17 protein-coding genes are annotated in these 17,646 nt (G+C 64.9%); 5 read left to right on the top strand and 12 right to left on the bottom strand.

Annotation, left to right across the window (positions count from 1 at the left end; translation table 11 throughout):
* The first annotated feature begins 4 nt into the window (after positions 1-4).
* Positions 5-262 (top strand): hypothetical protein, encoded by a 258-nt coding sequence (locus tag V9E98_07940; GenBank protein ID MEI2716914.1) that lies wholly within the window; start codon positions 5-7, stop codon positions 260-262.
* A gap of 4 nt (positions 263-266) precedes the next feature.
* On the opposite strand, the gene V9E98_07935 is transcribed toward V9E98_07940, so the two are convergent.
* Both V9E98_07935 and V9E98_07930 read right to left on the bottom strand, forming a co-directional pair.
* A complete protein-coding gene (locus V9E98_07935) occupies positions 267-1,259 on the bottom strand; it encodes an alpha/beta hydrolase (GenBank protein MEI2716913.1) in 993 nt (330 codons plus the stop codon).
* A gap of 285 nt (positions 1,260-1,544) precedes the next feature.
* Positions 1,545-2,978 carry a DEAD/DEAH box helicase gene (locus tag V9E98_07930; GenBank protein ID MEI2716912.1) on the bottom strand — a complete coding sequence of 478 codons (1,434 nt, stop codon included), beginning with the start codon at positions 2,976-2,978 and terminating at the stop codon, positions 1,545-1,547.
* A 410-nt stretch (positions 2,979-3,388) separates the two neighbouring features.
* Between V9E98_07930 and V9E98_07925 the strand changes: the two genes are divergently transcribed.
* Positions 3,389-4,138 (top strand): DUF554 family protein, encoded by a 750-nt coding sequence (locus V9E98_07925; protein MEI2716911.1) that lies wholly within the window; start codon positions 3,389-3,391, stop codon positions 4,136-4,138.
* A 6-nt stretch (positions 4,139-4,144) separates the two neighbouring features.
* On the opposite strand, the gene V9E98_07920 is transcribed toward V9E98_07925, so the two are convergent.
* The 3 genes from V9E98_07920 to V9E98_07910 all read right to left on the bottom strand — a co-directional run bounded on the left by V9E98_07920 (position 4,145) and on the right by V9E98_07910 (position 7,447).
* Positions 4,145-5,641, bottom strand: a complete 1,497-nt coding sequence (locus V9E98_07920) for a peptide MFS transporter (protein MEI2716910.1) — start codon at positions 5,639-5,641, stop codon at positions 4,145-4,147.
* Positions 5,642-5,829: 188 nt separating this feature from the next.
* The gene (locus tag V9E98_07915) at positions 5,830-6,696 is read right to left on the bottom strand and encodes a class II glutamine amidotransferase (GenBank protein ID MEI2716909.1); all 867 of its coding nucleotides are present in this window, start codon (positions 6,694-6,696) and stop codon (positions 5,830-5,832) included.
* A gap of 106 nt (positions 6,697-6,802) precedes the next feature.
* Positions 6,803-7,447, bottom strand: a complete 645-nt coding sequence (locus V9E98_07910) for a hypothetical protein (protein MEI2716908.1) — start codon at positions 7,445-7,447, stop codon at positions 6,803-6,805.
* A 281-nt stretch (positions 7,448-7,728) separates the two neighbouring features.
* On the opposite strand from V9E98_07910, the gene V9E98_07905 reads away from it, so the two are divergent.
* Entirely contained in the window at positions 7,729-8,148 is a 420-nt protein-coding gene (locus tag V9E98_07905; GenBank protein ID MEI2716907.1) for a hypothetical protein, read from the top strand.
* 41 nt (positions 8,149-8,189) lie between these two features.
* Here the strand turns inward: V9E98_07905 and V9E98_07900 are convergent, their stop codons facing one another.
* The 4 genes from V9E98_07900 to V9E98_07885 form a co-directional block, all read right to left on the bottom strand.
* On the bottom strand, positions 8,190-9,086 hold the full coding sequence (locus tag V9E98_07900; protein MEI2716906.1) for a hypothetical protein: 897 nt from the start codon (positions 9,084-9,086) through the stop codon (positions 8,190-8,192).
* A 16-nt stretch (positions 9,087-9,102) separates the two neighbouring features.
* Entirely contained in the window at positions 9,103-10,896 is a 1,794-nt protein-coding gene (locus V9E98_07895) for a M23 family metallopeptidase (GenBank protein ID MEI2716905.1), read from the bottom strand.
* 156 nt (positions 10,897-11,052) lie between these two features.
* Complete coding sequence (locus tag V9E98_07890; protein MEI2716904.1) at positions 11,053-11,787, bottom strand: M15 family metallopeptidase; 735 nt, start codon at positions 11,785-11,787, stop codon at positions 11,053-11,055.
* 100 nt (positions 11,788-11,887) lie between these two features.
* On the bottom strand, positions 11,888-12,034 hold the full coding sequence (locus V9E98_07885) for a hypothetical protein (protein ID MEI2716903.1): 147 nt from the start codon (positions 12,032-12,034) through the stop codon (positions 11,888-11,890).
* 328 nt (positions 12,035-12,362) lie between these two features.
* Here V9E98_07885 and V9E98_07880 point away from each other — a divergent pair, with 328 nt between their 5' ends.
* Positions 12,363-12,605 carry a CsbD family protein gene (locus tag V9E98_07880; protein MEI2716902.1) on the top strand — a complete coding sequence of 81 codons (243 nt, stop codon included), beginning with the start codon at positions 12,363-12,365 and terminating at the stop codon, positions 12,603-12,605.
* A 196-nt stretch (positions 12,606-12,801) separates the two neighbouring features.
* On the opposite strand, the gene V9E98_07875 is transcribed toward V9E98_07880, so the two are convergent.
* Positions 12,802-14,298 carry a hypothetical protein gene (locus V9E98_07875; protein ID MEI2716901.1) on the bottom strand — a complete coding sequence of 499 codons (1,497 nt, stop codon included), beginning with the start codon at positions 14,296-14,298 and terminating at the stop codon, positions 12,802-12,804.
* 255 nt (positions 14,299-14,553) lie between these two features.
* On the opposite strand from V9E98_07875, the gene V9E98_07870 reads away from it, so the two are divergent.
* Positions 14,554-16,224 (top strand): SLC13 family permease, encoded by a 1,671-nt coding sequence (locus V9E98_07870; protein ID MEI2716900.1) that lies wholly within the window; start codon positions 14,554-14,556, stop codon positions 16,222-16,224.
* A gap of 16 nt (positions 16,225-16,240) precedes the next feature.
* Here V9E98_07870 and V9E98_07865 read toward each other — a convergent pair whose 3' ends face one another.
* Together V9E98_07865 and V9E98_07860 are read right to left on the bottom strand one after the other, a co-directional pair.
* Positions 16,241-16,798, bottom strand: a complete 558-nt coding sequence (locus tag V9E98_07865) for a hypothetical protein (protein ID MEI2716899.1) — start codon at positions 16,796-16,798, stop codon at positions 16,241-16,243.
* Between the two features lie 2 nt (positions 16,799-16,800).
* Complete coding sequence (locus V9E98_07860; GenBank protein MEI2716898.1) at positions 16,801-17,400, bottom strand: hypothetical protein; 600 nt, start codon at positions 17,398-17,400, stop codon at positions 16,801-16,803.
* Positions 17,401-17,646 lie beyond the last annotated feature (246 nt).

Raw genomic sequence — 17,646 nt, 5'->3', positions numbered from 1 at the left:
GCACATGAAGTTGACGCAGGAACTGCAGATCGGCCGCGAAGAGGTCGAACAACTGAGGGCCGATCTGGCCAGCGCCCGCGCCGGGCTCGACAAGGCGGACTCGCTCCTCGCGGGCACCGACAATCTGCTGCTCGCCGCTGAGAAGGCCGACGCGGCGGCGCGCCGGTTCGCCCCCGCGATCGGAATCGGACTCGCGGTGACAGCTGCCGTCGTCGTGACTGTCGTGGTCGTACGCAGGCGCCGCTCGCGTCGACTCGCCTGAACGATCAGCCGCACTTCCCTGAGACGCGGGTGCGGCCGGGGTCCAACCCGCCGACCATGAATCCACCGATCAGTGATGCGCTGAGTTCCGGTTCTTGGAACAGGACGGAGTGGCCGGCGCCGGTGATGTCACGGTCGACCGACCCTTCGAGTGCCCCTGCAAGGACACGGCTATTGGCCGGCGGCGTGATGACGTCCCCCGCACCGACCATCACGAGCGACGGAACATCGAGTTGCGACAGTTGCCGCAGGTTCCGGTTCGACCGCAACCACGGGTCCTCCGCTGCCACCATCGCGTCATAGGTGCGGGTCGGGACCCGGTCCGGGGGGTAGCGGCCCGACTCGACCGCGGCCTCCTGGCGGGCGAGGAACGCCTTGCCGGCGCGCTGAGCGCAGCGGGTGTGCGGGTAGTTGGTGCGCAGATAGGTCTCGATCGTGTAGTTGGGGTCGCTGTCGGCTCGCTGCACCCACGGAGGTCCCAGTACTGTGCGATCACCGCCGGGGTTCCCGCCCACGAGGATCAGGCGAGCAACTGCTTCGGGATATCGCACCGCCATGCGCTGCGCGACGAATGTCCCCATGGACCACCCCAAGACTGTCGCCCGGTCGAGGTCGATGGCCGCCATCCACCGCACCATCGCGTCCGCCAGCTTGTCGAAGGTCAAACGTCCGGGCAATCTCGTGGATCCGCCCAGGCCGGGATAGTCCAGCACGAGCACGCGGTGTCGGGCCGCGAGTGCCGCCAGGAACGCCGGGTCCCATTCCGCCATTGGGGATGCCGTGCCGTTGAGCAGGATCAGGGGCTCACCGCTGCCGACTTCGGCCCAAGCCATGGTGCCGGTCCCGATGTCGGTGCGCTGGACATCCAGTCGCAATGCCGCAGGATCCAGAGTGGCTACTGTCTGCCCGGATTCCCGCTGGGCCGCGGGGACTCCTGACGAGCATCCAGCGATGAGCACCGCAGTCGCGACCAGTGCAATGGTGCGCGCGCCGATCACGACTGGCACCCCACACACGTGGCCTCTGCTACCTGGAACGTGGGTGAGTGTCCCCCGCGCTGATGGACGGCCCCGCCACGAACAGCAGCGGCGCGATACCACGAGGGGTCGAGATGCGAGGACGCGTCGACGGGGGAGGACGCCTCACGATGGGAGGACTCCTCCCCATAGGACAGGTCGGTCATGCGCAGTTCACCGGCTCCCTCGTCGGGTGGGCTGGCCGCCCTCATCGTAGTGTCGCCGCGAGCACCTCGTCGCGCCTTCTGGGGCACTGGTGCCGCGGTGTCAGGAGCGAGGAGCCGGGCGGGGAGAGCTATTGCCGTGCCGTGCCGGTCTCGACGATGTGCTGCTCGGACGAGCGTTCGATGGGTTCCGCCCCCTGGTGCGGCCACCTCTTCTGGGGCGACGGGCACCGCCACCAGCCACTGGGGCCTTCGCCTCATAGGCCCGGGCTTCTTGGGCCCGGGCTCCTTGGGCGTGGGCTTCAAGGGCTGGACCGTCAGGCACGAGAGCACTTTTCGACTTCACAGGTGTCCCGCCCGTGGCGAGTTCTCTCACATGAGGATGGGTGGGGTCGACCGGCACCACTTCGTGGTCCGACATCGTCTGGCGGTGCATCCGAGCGTGGTCTGCCTGTTCGTGGGGCAGCACGAGCGACAACACGAGTCCGTCCCGTCCAGCTCTGGCCGTGCGGCCACTGCGATGCAGATAGTCCTTGTGATCGCCTGGTGGGTCGAAGTGGACAACCAGATCGACTCCGTCGACATGGATGCCGCGAGCGGCAACGTCAGTCGCCACCAAGACCGGTCGACGCCCGCTGGCGAAGTCATCGAGGGCACGCCGGCGCTGGGACTGGCTGCGGTTGCCGTGGATCGACCCCGACTCGATGCCACGTTGGTGCAGTTGCTTGGCGAGGCGATCGGCGCCGTGCTTGGTGCGGACGAAGAACAGGGTGCGGCCGTGGCGCCGGGCAACTGTGGCGGCGACGTCGATCTTGTCTTCCTTGGCCACGGTGAAGGCGCGGTGTTCCATCGTGCCGGCAGCATCCGTGTCGATCGCAGCTGCGTGCACTGCAGGGTCGCGCAGGTATTGGGTCGCCAACTGCTCGATGCCTCGGTCCAGGGTGGCCGAGAACAGAAGACGTTGGGCCGAGTGCGGGATGGCCCGAAGGATGCGCGTGACTGCGGGCAAGAATCCGAGGTCCGCCATGTGGTCGGCCTCATCGATGGTGAAGACACGCACCTTGGACAGCGAACAGGTGCCCCGCTTCATGTGATCCTCGAGGCGGCCAGGCGTCGCGACGACGATGTCGGCGCCTCGTCGCAGTGCCTTCAGTTGTCGGTCCATGGATGCACCTCCGTAGATCGGAAGCACCGACATTCGGTAAGCGCGCGCGATCCCTTCGATGGAGTCGGCCACCTGCTGCGCTAGCTCCCGAGTCGGAGCCAGGACCAGGGCTTGCGGATGACCCGGCGCGGCCCGGCGGTCGTCGCGAGCCAACTCGGCGACGATGGGGAGACCGAAAGCCAGGGTCTTGCCGGAACCTGTCTGGGCACGACCCAGGAGGTCGCGGCCTGCCAGAGCATCCGGCAACGTGCGGCACTGGACCTCTGTGGGCTGCGTGATCCCCTGCCCGGCCAACCTGGAGACCATCGGGGCGGGGACGCCGAGGTCGGCGAAGCCCACGGCGCTGAAGTTGCTGCGCGACGATTCGTCCAAGGCGGTCTCCAAGGGCGAGGGAGCGCGCCTCGCAACGGCGGAGCTGGTTCGACCGCGACGGCGGGTCGGACGGGAATTGCGGGCGCGCGACGGCGCACCAGAACGTGAAGACATGAGAGATTCCTTCGATTCGGTCAAGGCCGCGAAGGTGATGAGTATCTGACTCAGAACACTGACGGGACCTCACGGACGAACTGTCCGTGGAAGGCGGTCACGGGTTGACCGCTCCCCCACCATAGGGCACCCAGGCGGAGAGAGACGAAAGCGAGACCATTCCGACACCCGCCCCGGAGACCCGACACCCGGCCCCGGAGACCCGACACCCGGCCCCGAGATCCCCAAGTCGTCCGGGTGCGGCGGCCGGTACGGGCGGGCCAGAGAGGCCTCAGCGGCGCCACTACAGTCGAGACATGCCGGGCCTCGGGACGCTGATCAACGTCGTCGCCATCGTTGTGGGAGCAGGGGTCGGAGTCGCAGTCGGTCATCGCCTGCCCCAACGGACCAGAGATACCGTCACGGACGCTCTCGGCCTCGTCACGTTGGTGGTGGGTGCGGTCAACATCGTGGCGATCACCGACGACTCGTTCGTAGCGGCGGTCGGCAGCAGTTGGACTCTCATGATCGTGCTGGCCGCGCTGTTGATCGGTGGGGTGGCGGGATCCTTGCTTCGAGTGGAGCAGCGTCTCGAATCACTGGGGGGCTGGCTACAAAGGAAACTCTCGACCGGTGACACCTCCGAATCCCGGGAACGGTTCATCGAGGGTTTCGTGACGGCCTCGCTGTTGTTCTGCATCGGGCCCCTGGCAATCCTTGGCGCGCTCAGTGACGGGCTGGGGCTGGGGATCGATCAACTGGTACTGAAGTCCGCGCTCGACATGTTCGCGGCGTTGGCGTTCGCCGCAACACTGGGCTGGGGGGTGGCTGTTTCGGCGGTGGTGGTGGCCGTCTACCAGGGCGTCGTCACTGTTCTCGGAGTCGCGCTCGGATCGTTCCTGCCTGATGCCCTCATTGCCTCCATCACGGCCACGGGTGGAGTGCTTCTGCTGGGCATCGGGCTGCGACTGATGAACGTTCGCGCCACTCCCGTGGGCGACCTGCTCCCGGCGTTGCTGGTTGCTCCGCTGCTGACCGGCGCCGTTGCCGCTTTGCTGGGGAACTGACCTCGATCAGTGGACCGGATCCATACTTCGATTGACAACTCTGTGGAAGATGAAGAGCACAACCGCAATCGCCATGGGGATTGCCGCACTGAGCAGGAAAGTATTGACCGGGTTGTCGGCGGTGAACTTGCCGATCTGACCACCGATGCTGGTGCCCACGGAGGTGGCCACGAACCACAGAGCCAGCATCTGCCCGCTGGCACCCTCTGGGGCGAGTTTGCTGGTAGCCGACAAGCCCGTGGGTGACAACAGCAACTCCGCCCAGGTCTGGAGCAGGTACGTGCCCAGGATCCAGTACAGCGCAGCCTGGGCACCGGAGTTCTGGAACGCCGACATGGGGATCACCAGCATCAGAACCGAGATCCCGACACCCACCAAAGCGATGGCGAACTTGATCGACGTTCTGGGTGCCCGGTCGGCCAACTTGGTCCACAGCGCGGCGAAGATCGGGGCGAAGATGATGATGAACAGCGGGTTTGCCGACTGAAGCCAGCCGACCGGCATCTCCCAGGTTCCGAACGTCAGATCGGTGACGTCCTCGGCGAACAGAGTCAAGGTGGAACCCGACTGCTCGAACACCATCCAGAACGCGGCAGCCGCCACGAAGATCCACACGAATGCGCGCACGTGCGCCCGCTCCCGTTCGGTGTAGTCCTTGCGCCGGAACAACTGTGTGAAGTAGACGAAGGGCACGATGAGGATGAAGATCGTGATGGCCGTGGCCACATCGTCGAAAATGGACCCCTCGGTGAACCGACTCATCGCCAGGGCCAAGGCACCGATGAAGACCAGCGCCCCCACCAGGATCATGAGGAAACGGTTTCGGTCCGCTGCGTTCGCCGGGTCGGGAGCCTTGACGCCGACACCATGGAGTCGCTTCCACCCGAGGACATACTGAATCACTGCGAGAGTCATGCCGATTCCGGCGATCGCGAAGCCCCAGTGGAACCCGCGTTGTTGAGCCGCCCAACTGGTGACCAAGGGAGCCGCGAAACTGCCGATGTTGATGCCCATGTAGAACAGCGAGAAGCCGGCGTCGCGGCGCGTGTCGGTCTCGCTGTAGAGGTCGCCCACCATGGCGGAGATATTGGGTTTCAGCAATCCGGTACCGAGAGCGATCAGGAGCAGTCCCACCCAGAAGGTGGGCTCGAGCGGCACCGCCATGCAGTAGTGGCCCAAGGCGATCACGATGCCGCCGTACAACACGGTGCGGCGTGCACCCACGATCCGGTCCGCGATCCAGCCGCCGGCTATCGGAGTCAGATAGACGAGTCCCGAGTACGCGCCGTAGATGGCGATCGCGTCGCCCTTGTCGATCTCAAGCCCGGGGCCGTAGCCGGTGTCCGACACCAGCGGAGCGGTGAGGTACAGCACCAGCAGCGCGCGCATGCCGTAGTAGGAGAAGCGCTCCCACATCTCGGTGAAAAAGAGGGTCGACAGCGCACGGGGCTGCCCCATGAAGCCCCTGTCGTCCAACTGCGAGGGCACGGCGGTCTGAGCCACGTTCTCGACCATAGTCCTGACGAGAGTTGTTGTCCGGAACCCCGATCAGTTGCCGCCCCGTTGCCCGGTCATTTGTCGATCGATACCGATCAGCCCCCGATCAACCCCCGATCAACCCCCGATCAGTCCTCGATCAGTTCCCGATCAGTCCTCGATCAGTTCCCGATCAGTCCTCGATCAGTTCCCGATCAGTCACTGTCGTCGTTGTGGTCCACGCCTGCGGGGAGGTGGAAGTGGGCCGGGGCTGCGGGCACCGCGGTCGTGGACGTGATCTGCAGATCGGGGCCGACATGCACCAGTTCGCCCGGATCGAGCATCCGCCAGTCGGAGGACCCGTCGATCCGCTCACTGGCCAGGACCACGATGGGCACGGAGTCGGGGCCGCTCGTGGTGAAGTCGTGCCGGGCAACCGCTGAGGATCCATGCCAACCGGCATCGGAGTCCTGATCGTCCGTCTTGGCCGTGACCACGCGCGAAGCGATATGCAGAGCCCGTTGATCGGGGTAGCGCAAGGCCCACAGGTGGCCCGGAGCGGTCACCACGATGTTCAGGGAGTAGAGCGGGACGTTGGTGGCGAGCCATTGAGCCGCAGCTGTGATGCCCGTTGTGACATCGCCGTGCCGATCGGATTCCATCGCAATCAGGGCCGCGAATCGCTCCGAGTCGGTGTCCCCGTGAACGAAACGGAGGTAGTCGCCGAGCCGGCGCTCGACAGCCGGCAGATCCCCGAAGCCTCCGTTGTGGGCCACGAGGCGGTCCTCGATGAGGAACGGGTGGCTGTTGCGTTTGCTGTCCGACCCGGTGGTGGCCGCCCGCACGTGGGTCACCACGGTGTTCGCGGTCACGCTCTGAGCGGTTCGCTCGAACTGCGCCGAGCGGTAGGCGGCTCTTCCCCACTTCACGACGTGGCAGTCACCGCGCGATTCACACCAACCGATTCCGGCGCCGTCGGGGTTTCGGTGGCTTTCGACCAGGACGCTGTCTGGCGCATCGACCAGCCAGTAGGAGGCGTGGACCTCATGCCCGCCGGCGTGGAGTCCGAACAGCCTGCACATGAGGGGAAACTACGCGACGAGGGGCGGTACCGCGACCGGTACCGCCCCTCGTCTGCTGCGGGTTCGAGCCCGCTGATGTCAGTTGCCGCGTGTCAGTTGCCTGATGTCACTTGAACGACACGTGCACGTGGTCGAAGTGCTTGGTGGTGCAACTGCCACTGGCCATGCCGTGGCGCCAGTTCTTCCACTTGGTCGGCTTGCTGGAGGACGCCCAATAGGAGTTCTTCCAGATGATGTAGCGGATACCGTGCTTCTTCGCGTTGTTCATGAAGTATCGAGCCGCGATGTTGCCGCTCTTGCGGCCCGCCTTACAACTGCCCTTCATGTTCACCATGACATCGATCGCCTTCTCCGCCCGGGGCATGTGCCCACGGTAGGAGCTGACGAGTTCGATCCCGCGGACCCGATGCACGATGCACCGGCCGGCCATGACGGCGTCGACGTCGAAGTCGAACCGGCGCTCGTTGAAGCGGCCGGTCTTCTTGCAGCCATTGAAGAACGGCTTTGCCGCCTTGGCCTTGATCTGCTTCTTGGAGGCGGTCGGGGCCGCTACCGCCGCGTTGGCTGCGGTGGTCGTGGTCATCAGGCCGGCGAACATGACGCCGAGCGCCAGGATCAATCCGGTCAGCGCTCTCACGCGCGTCGTCGCTCTCTCGCTGTTCATCGCTGCAGGTACTTCCTTCTCGTCGGGCTTCTCGTCGGGCTTCTCGTCGGGCAGGTACTCGAGAGAGGGTTCTTGCCTTTGCGACACAATTTCAACATTTCAGCGACATAAGTGAGATAGGCCTCATCGGCCCCTCGGGGCCGTCTTCGCGGACAACCGCATTTCGGTCAGTCGACGGAATTCGCGGGAAACACGGTCCGTGACGCCCTGATTCCGGAGCGAGACAAAGACGGGAAAGGGGGGATTCGAAGGAACTCCTGCCAGCCACGAAAGATATCGAGTCGCTGCCCGATTGCCCGCCGACCACTGGCTACAGTCGAGCCCACATCGTACGTCCCACAAGCAAGAAGAAACCCCGGAGGTAACTCATGACCCGTCACCGCCTGACAGCCGCAGCGCTGGGCGCTGCCCTACTCGTCCCCGCTGTGGCCGTCGTCGCACCAGCCAACGCAATCAGTGACAAGGACACGACGATCAAGGACATCGCCGTGCAGTGTTATGGCGTCGAGAACTTCGGCGTGAGTCCGCTCGTCGACCTGGCCGGAAGCGAGATCGCCAAGGCCTACGAGGACATGGTGTCCTGCGGCACCATGCGCAAGGTCACCCGCAAGACCATCAAGATCGACTCGGTGGTGGGCACGAAGGCCAACATCCAGGGTTACCGCTGCGAGGTCACCAAGATCAAGCGACAGAAGCCCACGGGCGCGAAGACCAAGTGGGAGTGCGAGTTCCGCGGCGCTGACACCGCCACGGAGATCTACGTGAAGTTCTGGCAATTCGCCGACTGACCATTCGTCCGGTCTCAGAGTCTGGCCGTCGATCAGCGCCGCTATCTCGCGGCCTGGTCGGCGGCCAGATTCTTCTCGAGGATTCGCGCCAGCCGATTCATCTGCCTGACGTGCGCGTAGTCCCCGTCGATCTGTAGCTCGGCGGGGCCAACCCCGTTGGTAATGATCGCCACCGCGTAGTCCCCGACGATTCCCATCTGACGGGTCTCGGTGCTGGGCTCGAGCCAGCCCCCTTTGAAGGCGCTGGCCCCGATGGTGCCCAGACCCCAACTCTCCGATTTCACCGGCTTCATGTTCGCGAGTACGTACTTGCTGGCCTTCTTCGACACCACTCGGCCATCGGAAAGAGCTGCCATGAACTTGACCTGGTCACGGAGTCCCCACTCCATGAGTCCTTCCCGGATGTCGGGGGCGGTCGTGTCCTTGTCGCCGATCGAACGCAGTATCTGAGTCATGGGAGCTCCCGAACCGCCGGGAATCTGGGCACGCAACGTCAGAAGGGCGTCCATGTCCGACTCCGTCAGCGCGAGCTCGATCAGATCGCGCTGTTCGGTGGTCAGATTGTCCGGGTCGCCTCCCGCCAGAGTCTGGATGTAGGCAAGCACAACCAGGACTTTCGACGTGGACCAAGCCCGAGAGTCGGACACGCTGCCGAGCACCGTGATGTCCTCGGGGTCGGACAGAGGCGCGAAAGCGATGGCATTGCGCGTCTGTCCCTTCAGGTCCGGTGGTTCCCGTGTGCGCGCCGGAGTGGGCGTGAGTGTCCCAGAAGGACTCAGACTCGCAGTCGCTGTCGGTGAGGGCGGGAACCACGGACTGGTGGTGGGCGCGGTCGGCTGCGTCGACTGCCCGCCGCATCCTGCCAGAGCAAACCCGGTGAGGAGCAGTGCGACCACGACCGCTTCGGCCCGCGCTCGGGTCAGCGGCGGATGGGTCACGGACTGGATTCTGCCGTCAGCTGCAGGCCGGCTTGATCGGATCGTTGTAGAAGAAGTGGCGAGGGTCGACGGCCTGCCCATTGACGTTGACCTGGAAATGCAGGTGGGGTCCCGACGACAAGCCGGTGGTACCCACCTTGCCGATCAACTGACCGCGGCGCACGAGCGTGCCATTGATGCCAGGTGCGAACTCCGACAGATGCATGTACACCGATTCGACACCGTCGCCATGACTGATGGTGATCATGTTCCCAGCGCCGCCGTTGTTCGGCGACAGCACGGCGATACCGTCCGCGACCGCGACGATCGGGTCACCCATCCCATCGCCGGTGTCCCACCCGTCGTGGCACCGGGCATAGCCCAGGACGGGGTGCATCCGCATTCCCGGTTCGGTGCCCGGGTTGATGCGTTCCGTGCGCCAGTCCTCATCGTCAGTCGGGAAGAACCAACGACCCCCGGGCGACAGGAACGCGAGTTCCTCAGGATCCACCCCACACTGCCACGCTTGACCGGTGGCCATGGGGACTGCGCCGCGCGACAAGCGCTTGGCAGTGGCCTTGTCGTTCTTGAATCCCATGGCGGGTCGCCCCACCTGCCACAGCCGATCGGGGTTGATCCGGACGGCGTTGACGCCCCCGGTCAATGGCTCTGACGCGATCATCGTGTCCGCACTGACGGCGATCCCGGCGTGGTTGACCCCATGGTCTCCATCGACATAGAAGATGACGTCACCGGGAAGGACCGTGTCCGTGTCCACCAACTTCATGCGGCCTGCGAGACCTGGGACACCGCTGGGGACCTCGCTGCGATCGGCCGCGGCGGCTGCGGCTCCGGCGGCGGGAATGGCCCAGCCACGATCGACCAGCGCAGAGCAGTCCATCGCATCGTGGGTGTTCGTGCGCCACTTGTAGGCCGCTCCCATACGCGAGATCGCGTATGTGGTCATCTGCACAGTCCGGTCCGGCAGCAGGACCACGGTCTTCGGGGCCTTCTTGTCGGCGGTCGTTTCGGTCGGCGGCGTCCACAACGCGACACCTGGCAGCTTCTTCTTCTTGACGCGGACACCCTCGGGAAGATCCTTGCCGGTGCGCACCATCTCAGCCGTGATCGTGGGAGCACCCTTGGCCTCGGGTCGGTTGAGCCAGGCAGCCCACGCGGACGCAGCAGCGCTGTTGGCCGCATCCTGATCGGTTCCACCGCCCCCGCCGGCAGCAAGGCTGTCAGCCCACTTGCTGGTGTAGTCGCTGACCTTGGCCAGTGCGTCAGCCTCGGCGGCTGCGGCCTGCTGAGCAGCCTCGGACGCGCGGTCTCGAGCAGTCACCGCCTGGGCGGCGACCTCCTGGGCCCTCGCCAACACCTGCCGCGCGGAGTCGTACTCGCTGTCCTTGCGCGTGCCCACGCGCTCGGCGGTGTCGGCTCGACGCATCAGGTCCGTCGGCGATTCGGCATCGAGAAGTCCAGCGAGGAAGGCCAACTCCGACGGCCCCGACCGGTAGGCAGCACGAGCGTACGAGCCAACGACATCGCGAGCGACACCGACTTCGCCCTGCTGCCCGACCACCTGCGCCTGGGCGCGCTTCAGTGCGGCCACAGACTCGTCGTACTTGCGGTCGGCGGCAATGCGCTTGTTCCGCGCAGCCTCAACTGCCTCAAGAAGCGGAGCCAGCCCCTCGGTCATCTCCTGTGATCGCGCGGCAGCCTCAGCGACGGGGTCCACCTCCACGGCCGAACTGGGCGCGACGGCGACAGCAGCGCACATGAACGCAGCGCTGGTGAGCGCACTCGTCCGTCGAAGCCATGGGGGAAGCATCAGGTCTCCGGTATCTGTTCTCTGCCAGGGTATCCTTGCGGGCCCAAGCCTCGCGCGCAGGAGAATTGCCCTAGTTCCCCCGTCCGGATGAATGCCCCCACCGGTATCTGCGCCTTACAACGGACCTCTGTCGTCCCAGGTGACGAGATGCGGGGGTCAGTGCCCATTAGCGGAGATGTGTTGGTAGTCCTTGGGCTGAGGACGCTTCCACCGTCCTCCCCACCGCCAGCCGACCTCGTCGATCATCCGCAGCGCGGGGCTGTTCTCCACCAACATCCCGCGTCGGATATCTGAGCGGTCCAGGAACGGGACGCTGTCCCGATGGACTGTGCGGCCGCGGTGGACATAGGGATTCTCGAGCGGATTGATGTCGATGGCGCGGCCGTACGCGTGCTGCGACCAACGTCGGCCACCGGCGATCGGGCGACAGTTGAAGGCGCTCGTGTTGTCGGCCTCGATCGAGTCGAAGTCACTGCCGCCGTACCGCTGGATCGGGATCATCTTGCGGATGGGGAACCGTTCGGCGAAGAATCCCGCCCACATCGAGACGACATCATCGGTGACGTCCTGATGCACCACGAGGCGCCCCTCGGATATCCCTCGGGCGAAGTTCCAGTGATCCGCCTGCACCACCCGAAGTTTTCGCAGAGGTACCGGACAGCCGCGGCGCCACACACTCGGTGTCATCACGTCGCGCTCCCCCGCGGTCAGCGGACGTACGAGGAACTCGAACGAGGGTTCGTCGGCGCGCGGACTCACGATGGCACCCGGTGCGGGGGCGCTGGAGAGCGCCAGAGCCGCAGCGCCGACAACGGCTGAGATCGAGCGAATGATGGTGCGCTCGTGCGCCCGACTGGTCGCGCGCGGCACCCGTCCACTGAGTCTGGTCATCACGGTCCTTCCGTGGCACAGGGTACCTGCGGCCCTGCGATCGACCCATGTCCTCGACAGTCGGGCGCTCTTGTGTTCGGAGTCGGCAGGTCCTCAAGAGTCAGGAGTCGGCACCGAGAATGCGGCGATCGAGCGGATCATCGGGGAGCGAGAAGTACCACTCACATTCGGGGCACAGGGCCCGACCACGCTCCGGCAGGACCTGACCCTCCCAACCACAGGACGGGCACTCAGCATGTTCGATCACTGCCCTCACCTCTCCTTGCTTCCTTGCTTCCTTGCTTCCTTGCTCTTCTCCTTGCTGTTCAGGACGTTCACCCCTCTGGACCACCCCTCTGGACCACCCCCCTGGACCACCCCTCTGGACGTTGCCAGAGCGACAGAACGTACCAACTCCAGGAATACCGACCCGAGCGAGCCGACACCATGAACGAACGCCGATTCAGGACGAAGGTCCCGATGTGGTCAGGGCCACAAACTTCCTCACAGGGTTTGCCGTCGCAGCGTCGGGGGGAAGCCGGGGTCAGGCCGGGCACCAGCAAGGTGACCGTCAAAGAACGAAGGAGCACATCGACATGGCCGGAGCACAGGACAAGATCAAGGGTCGCGCGAAGGTTGCCGCCGGCGCCGTGACCGGAGACAAGTCGCTGGAGAACGAGGGTCGGATCGATCGGATCACCGGCGAGGCCAAGGACAAGTTGGCCGGTGCCACTGATTCACTCGAGCGTCTGCTCAACAACGCGAGCACGAAGGCCGGCGACGCCCTTCAGGGTGGTCGGCGCCAGGTCGAGGAGTGGCTCAACAAGGTCCGCAACTGACCTGACATCAGACGTCACTTGGCCGCTCATCACGTCACCGTGATGGGCGGCCAAGCCACGTTCGGGGGAGCGGATCCGCGTGTCCGGTGGTCGACCCTCGAGGGTTTGGTCGATCTTCGAGAGTGTGATCGCTCCTCGAGAGTTCCTGTCCACCGTTGCCGGACGCGGACCTGACGCAGGCAGCCGGACGCAGGGATCACTTGACCCGCAACACGTACTCCTCGTCGAGGGCCTTGTGCTCACCACTGCGCGCTGAGTAAGCCGTGAGCGTGCACTGTCCGGACTTCTTGCCCACCACATCACCTTCGAACACCGTGCACTTCCCCGGCGTATCGCTGCCCCATCCGATAGGCAGGTCCCGTTTGGTGCGATTCGGCAGATCGGTCGGCCGATTGGTCTTGATCACGTCCGGAACCGATCCACGCAGTTCCTGCGTGATCCGGGCTGCCTCGATCTGAGGGGTCGTGTCCCACGCGGGCTGCGTGCCGCACCACTGACCCCACGCCGAACACATCTTGCCGGTGACGACCTTGGCGAGTTGCGCATGGCCCGCCTTGCTCGGATGGATCCAGGTGTCGTTCTTGAAGATCCAGGAGTCGTTGTGCCATGCCTGATGCTGCTGCCACGAACCAGGATCGGGGAGCACGTACTGCAGATCAGTTGGCTTCATGCCGCTCTGACCCCGAGCCCAATCCTGCACTGTCCCAACGGCGGCCGCGATCTTGTCGTTCATCGCATTCTGCGCGGCCACCGCCTGCTCCCACTGAGTGGTGCTGCCGTCGACCCGGCACCTGCTGCACTCCGATACCTGCTGCTTCTGAGACGGGCAGGAGTTGCCCGCCGCCGGACCCTTGGCGACGTTGCCCTCCGGCTGCCACACACCGAACGACCATGGGCAGGCGCGGTAGTAGCCCATGGCGAGGACCTTGTTGTTGTTCTTCAACAGGGTCTTGTAGACGCTCACGAGGTGATCGGTCTGCTTGTTCTGAGACCACTGCTGATCGGCGCACTTGACCACATTCGACGGCGGGTATGCCCACCATCCGGTCCAGCCCAGCCATTGGGTGGAGTCCGCGCAGGCTCCGTTCGTGACCGGCACCAGTGACAACTTCACCTGGAGGAAACTCGCCAGGATCGGGTTCGCGCCCAACGTCATGACCACGTGGGTGTCCTTGATGTTCTTCAACTGGAAGTTGAAGGCGCCACCGTCATCCCACATGGCGGGGGTGGATCCGGTGACTGCCCAGTTCTCCACTGGTGCGGCAGCGTTCGGATCCTGGGATCCGGCGATCTGGTAGGAGTAGGCGACATCGGGCGCGTTCGGGCCGGCTTGCCACGGCCCCGCGCTCCACGGAGCACCATTGAAGTTGTTGTTGCTGCATCGGTCGTCAGGCGTACCGGAGCTGGGCGGACTGCAGTCGGACAGGCTGTTGTCGCCGAAGTACCAAGCACTGGGGAACTCGTTGTTCACCTTGCCGGTGACGTTCTTGGCGTTCTCCTTCTGCCCGAAGTAGCCGAACCCTGCAGTGACCGAGTCGCCCATGAAGATCACGGATTTGGCCGAGTCCTGCGGCGTGGTGTCCGCTGCTGTCGCGGGGTTCGCTGTGGTCATTCCGAGCCCCGCCACGATGGCGATGATCGCGGTGCCGATCGTCGGCCATGTGAATCGCCGTGAGTGTGGAGTGCTTCGCATACCGGATCCTCTGCTCAGCTCCCGCCCGCATTGGGCGTGATCCGGTGAGCATAGGCCGCCAAGCCGCGTGAGGGGACGGGGAATCCCTCGATTCCCCCCGGTCGGCGGATGGGCGACCAGTGCGGCAGAACGACAGGGCGACCTGGCTGTCCGTCACCTGCTGTTCAGATCTGCGTCGAACCCCGTTCACCTGCTGTACTGACCGACAGATTCGCGCCGCTCGGTCCCGGAGCGTGACGCTCGGCCGAGAAGGGAGTGGCAGAGGCAGTGATCTATTTCGCCGCATTCATCGTGCTGGCCACCCTCGTGGCCATGGCCTCGGGCCGGGTTCCCGCGACCTTGGCCCTCGCGTGCGCCATCGCGGTCGCCGGAGTGGCGGGTATCGCCCCGCCGCAGGCCTTGTTCTCCGGGCTCAGCAACGGCGGTGTCATCACCGTCGCCGGCATGCTGGTGATCGCCAAGGGCGTCATTCATACCGGCGTGGTCTCACGCGTCACCTGGCGGCTCCTGTCGACTGTCACGTCGGCCGCCCAGACTCTGCGCCGCATCATCGCCCCGGTCGGAATCATCTCGTCGCTGATCAACACCACTCCGATCGTGGCGATGCTCATCCCGGCGGTGAAGGAACTCGAACAGACACGGGGCATCCCCGCCAAACAGGTCCTGCTCCCGATAGCGCACGCAACGACCCTCGCTGGGTCGACGACGCTGGTCGGCACCAGCTCCAACCTCCTGATCGCGGGCATCGCCGGGACGTCCGGAGTAGCAGTCAGCATGTTCTCGTTCGCGCCGATCGCCTTGCCCGTCTGTCTGGTGGGATGGGTCGTACTTCTCATCACCGCTCCCCGGTTCTTCCGAGGTGGGGAGCAAGCGGGCGAGCCAGCGCTGGACTGGCGTGTCGAGATTCCCGTGGCCTCCAACGCGATCGGTGTCGGCCGACTGCCGGCGGACGTCGGTATCGACGCCACCCAGCAGTACAGCCTGCTGTACATCCGACGCCGTGGTGACAAACTCGATCCGACGGAGCATCTGGCCGCCGGAGACACGTTGGTGTTCCAGGCCACCGAGGCCGGGGTCAGGGCATTGTGGGGCAGCCCTCGGTTCGGGTTGTCCGAGCAGCGCCTGTACTCGGCATCCGTAGGGCCGGGGGAACACGGGACCCTGCGAGACCTCGAAGACGAAGGGGACGTCCAAGTGATCGCCGCGGAATCGGATCGGCCGCTCCGCAAGACCAAGGCCCTGCCCGGTGAGACCATCTTCGTCACCTGCGCCTCCCCGCAGGCCTTGAGCGAACACGACGAACTACGCCTGTGGCAGGACGTGGCCGGGAAGGCTCCGCAGCCGGGTCGCACGTGGCTGGCGCTGGGGATCCTCGTCGCAGTGATCCTGGCAGCCACGCTGAGTCTGGTCGCCGTGGAGTTGGCCGCCTTCACGGGCGCTGTGCTGATGGTCGTCACCGGAGTATTGACGCCCAGGGCGGCCGTACGGGCCCTGGACTGGAACGTGCTGTTCATCCTGGCCGGATCGGTCGGGTTGGGAGCCATCGTGGTCGAGAGCGGCATCGCGGACCTGATCGCGCAGGCAATCGGTTACCTGTCCGCCGACAGCCTTCCGCTGCTCGTCGTCGTGTTCGCCGTGACCACGGCCATCCTCACAAATCTTGTGACCAACGCTGCAGCAGCCTCCATCCTCACCCCGGTGGCGATAACCTTGGCGGCCTCCATGGAACTGAATCCTGTGATGCTGCTCGCCTTGATCGGCACGTGCATCTCGTTCACCTTCATCAACCCGTTCAGCCACCAGTCCAACATCATGGTGCTGCGCCCCGGCGGCTACAGCATGATGTCGTTCGTGCGGTTCGGGATCCCGTTGATCGCCGTCTCCTTGGTGAGCGTGTGCGTCGTCACCTACGCGCTGTTGCGCTGAACCGCTGACGCCTGGGTCAGATGTCCTGCTCGAACGGGGAATGCCTCTTGTATTGCGCCACTGCCTGACGTACCTCACCGATCATGCCGTGGAGCAGCCCGTCGATCCGTTCGCGGTCCTCGGGACCGTCGTAGTCCGACAGCTCGATGAGCGTGGACTTCTTGGCCAGGATGCTGTTCAACCGGTGATCGAGCTTGACCTGCCCCATCATCGGCATCTTGCCGATATTGGCGAAGTCAGTGCGCCACATGGCGAGCAGGTCATCGGGGTCGGCGATGTAGTTCTTCACCTCGGCAGTGACCGTCAGGGTCGCTTTCGAACCCACGATCTTCTCGCTGATCGATCCGCCGCCGGTCTTGCGGTCCAGTGTCACTTGGACGGTGTGCAGCACCGGGTCACTCGGGGTGGAGAACAGGATCGCCTGGAATCCGGTGTCGAGCGCGGTTCCCGTGTTGAACGCGATCGTGGGGTACCCCAGCCGCGCCATCGACGCGATCATCTGCCCGACGACCACCTCGTCGCGGGATTCCCGCATCTCCTTCTTGTTCGCGTAGTCCATCAGTTTGTTGAACATGGTCAGCCTCCGATCCGGCCGTGCAGGTAGCGGGACAGGGAGTGCACCGCGGAGTACAGATCCCGCGAGATGGGGTTGGTCTGGATCAAGCCGTCGAAGTAGTCGTCGAGATTCAACAGGAGGTTGACTTGGGCGTAGACGTAACCGCTACTCATGTCGGCGTCGAACGTCACCACACCCGGTTCATTCGCATTGGTGATCAGCGACGACTTCATCTCCTGCTTGACCGTAGACATGATCCTGCCGACGTCTCGGACGCGCTGCCCGTAGGCGACGCTCACCTGCACCAGACGTCCGAGGGCTTGTGCCTGCGCGGGATCCTCCGCCAGCGCAACGACCCCGACCGCCAGTCGGTGATCACCACTTTGGAATCGAGTCTGATGGGTATGCCCGTCGGACTCGAGATCGATCAACTGCCAGCCCGAGTCGACGTACGAGGCGATGACCGCACCCAGGGCGACATCATCGACACGGCGCGCGTGTTCCCAGATGTTCCATCGCTTCCAACTCTCACCCACGAGTTCGACGAACCGCTGCTCGAGGACGTTCGGATCATTGGGATCCTGCACCGGTGTCGATGCGGGATCAGCGGGGGTTGTCACCACAGCCTCCAAGTCTCATGTGGCATCCGGACCGTGCTCGGGAGGCTACCGCTCACGGGGACTTGATGGGAACCACAGCCACACCAATGGACGGCTCCGCGGCGTCTGGACGGCCCCGCGGCGTCTGGGCGGCTCCGCGGCGTCTGGACGGCTCCGCGGCGTCACACGGACAGCATCTCCACCGATCACACGGCACAATGACCCATGGACTGGTGGCCCCGTCGCGCTCCTTCCCCGGCGCGAACG

It is taken from the genome of Candidatus Nanopelagicales bacterium, assembly GCA_037045355.1.
GTDB lineage: Bacteria > Actinomycetota > Actinomycetes > S36-B12.
Note: the sequence above shows the minus strand (reverse complement) of the source record. Positions and strands in the feature narration are given on the sequence as shown.

Excerpts from the sequence above, each read along its gene's own strand:
- V9E98_07940 (MEI2716914.1), top strand. The coding sequence starts at position 5 with ATGAAGTTGACGCAGGAACTGCAGATCGGCCGCGAAGAGGTCGAACAA.
- V9E98_07925 (MEI2716911.1), top strand. The coding sequence starts at position 3,389 with ATGCCGGGCCTCGGGACGCTGATCAACGTCGTCGCCATCGTTGTGGGA.
- V9E98_07915 (MEI2716909.1), bottom strand. The coding sequence starts at position 6,696 with ATGTGCAGGCTGTTCGGACTCCACGCCGGCGGGCATGAGGTCCACGCC.
- V9E98_07905 (MEI2716907.1), top strand. The coding sequence starts at position 7,729 with ATGACCCGTCACCGCCTGACAGCCGCAGCGCTGGGCGCTGCCCTACTC.
- V9E98_07895 (MEI2716905.1), bottom strand. The coding sequence starts at position 10,896 with ATGCTTCCCCCATGGCTTCGACGGACGAGTGCGCTCACCAGCGCTGCG.
- V9E98_07890 (MEI2716904.1), bottom strand. The coding sequence starts at position 11,787 with ATGACCAGACTCAGTGGACGGGTGCCGCGCGCGACCAGTCGGGCGCAC.
- V9E98_07880 (MEI2716902.1), top strand. The coding sequence starts at position 12,363 with ATGGCCGGAGCACAGGACAAGATCAAGGGTCGCGCGAAGGTTGCCGCC.
- V9E98_07875 (MEI2716901.1), bottom strand. The coding sequence starts at position 14,298 with ATGCGAAGCACTCCACACTCACGGCGATTCACATGGCCGACGATCGGC.
- V9E98_07865 (MEI2716899.1), bottom strand. The coding sequence starts at position 16,798 with ATGTTCAACAAACTGATGGACTACGCGAACAAGAAGGAGATGCGGGAA.